We start from the raw sequence: 1,703 nt of genomic DNA, 5'->3' as shown, positions 1-1,703 counted from the left end.
AACGAAGTGAGTGGCGGGAGTTTGGGCGACGGGCCATGAAACCAGTCAGCGCAGGGGAGTCTTCGCCCCGAGAGGGGCGAAGACCGCACCCGACGGCGCACCACAGCCTCCCCGCACCCGCCTTCCGCGCCCAAACTACCGGTGCTTGAAATTCGCCTTGCGCTTGTTGACGAACGCATCCATCCCTTCCTTCTGGTCCTCGGTCGCGAACAGCGCATGGAACATGCGGCGCTCGAACTGGATGCCCTCCGCGAGCGGCCCCTCGTAGGCGCGGTTCAGCGCCTCCTTGGCCATCATCACGCTCGGCCCGCCGTACTCGCAGATCGCCTGCGCCGCCGCCAGCGTCACGCCCAGCAGCTCGGCCGCCGGCACCACGCGCGACACCAGGCCCGAGCGTTCGGCCTCGGCCGCATCCATCATGCGGCCCGTCAGCACCAGGTCCATCGCCTTCGCCTTGCCGACCGCGCGCGGCAGCCGCTGCGTGCCGCCGGCGCCGGGGATGATGCCGAGCTTGATCTCGGGCTGGCCGAACTTCGCGGTGTCGGCCGCGATGATGATGTCGCACATCATCGCGAGCTCGCAGCCGCCACCCAGCGCGAAGCCGCTCACCCCGGCGATCACCGGCTTGCGCACGCTGCGGATGGTCTCCCAGTTGCGCGTGATGTAGTCGCTCTTGTAGACGTCCATGAAGTTCCAGCCCGCCATCGCACCGATATCGGCGCCGGCCGCGAACGCCTTCTCGCTGCCGGTGACCACCATGCAGCCGATCGTCTCGTCGGCATCGAAGGCCTTCAGCGCCGCGCCCAGCTCGTCCATCAGCATGTCGTTCAGCGCGTTCAGCTGCTTCGGCCGGTTCAGCGTGACGACGCCGATGCGCAGCGGGCCGTTGCCCTGGATGTCGGTGAGGATGCATTCGTAGGTCATCGGGTCTCCTTCCGGGTTTCTTGGGGGGTCAGGGATCGAGTGTAGGCAGGTCGCGCTCACGACGCGGCCAGCTCCGGCTTGCGCTTGATCATCAGGTCGACCCAGGTGTCGGCGTCCTGGTGGATGCGGATGCGCAGCGGCAGGTAGCGCATGCTCGGCGCAATCCACATCTCGGGGATCAGGTCGCCGCCGCGCGGCTGGCGGCGCGGCTTCACGCGGAAAGCCTGCACCTCGCCGAAGGGGGTGTACAGCGTCTCCTCCTCCAGCACGTCGTACGTCCACGGCTCGACACGGAACGGCAGCGCGAGCGGGATCTCGACGCTCTCGCCGGTGCGCAGCTTCTGCGGCTGCGTCGTGAACAGCCAGGTCAGCTGCACGAACTGGCTCGCGGTGTCCTGCACGCCCGGCCAGCGGATGCGCCGCTGCCCGTTGGCCAGCACCACCGCATCGGGCAGCAGCTGCATCGCCACGCGCTGGTCGTCGCGCAGCATCACGTGCGTCAGCTGGTCGTAGCGCGTCGGGTACAGCCCGTCGGCGGTCAGCTGGCCCTCGCTTGTCAGCCGGCGCGACGCGGCCGGCGCGAACGACAGCCCGATGACCACGTCGACGTTCACCTGGTAGCGGTTGCCGTCGCGGATCCACTCGACCTGCGCCTCGCCGTCGACATGGCCGCGGAAGTTGCCGGTCAGCACGTAGCTGAGGCGGGTCGAGCCGGGCCATTCGAAGGCAGCCGGCGCCGGCGCCGACGCGGCGGGGTCGGCCGCGACGGCGACCGGCGG

2 protein-coding genes are annotated in these 1,703 nt (G+C 69.4%); both read right to left on the bottom strand.

What is annotated here, in order from left to right; genetic code table 11:
• Positions 1 to 135: 135 nt before the first annotated feature.
• Positions 136 to 924, bottom strand: a complete 789-nt coding sequence (locus AC1D1T_RS32300) for an enoyl-CoA hydratase (RefSeq protein ID WP_477993436.1) — start codon at positions 922 to 924, stop codon at positions 136 to 138.
• Between the two features lie 56 nt (positions 925 to 980).
• A partial coding sequence (locus AC1D1T_RS32295; protein WP_477993435.1) for a DUF3108 domain-containing protein occupies positions 981 to 1,703 on the bottom strand: 723 nt, incomplete at its 5' end.

The organism is Rhizobacter sp. P2_H3 (assembly GCF_056403355.1).
The sequence above is the reverse complement of the archived record's forward strand: the minus strand, read 5'-3'. Positions and strand labels throughout refer to the sequence as shown.

Excerpts from the sequence above, each read along its gene's own strand:
- AC1D1T_RS32300 (WP_477993436.1), bottom strand. The coding sequence starts at position 924 with ATGACCTACGAATGCATCCTCACCGACATCCAGGGCAACGGCCCGCTG.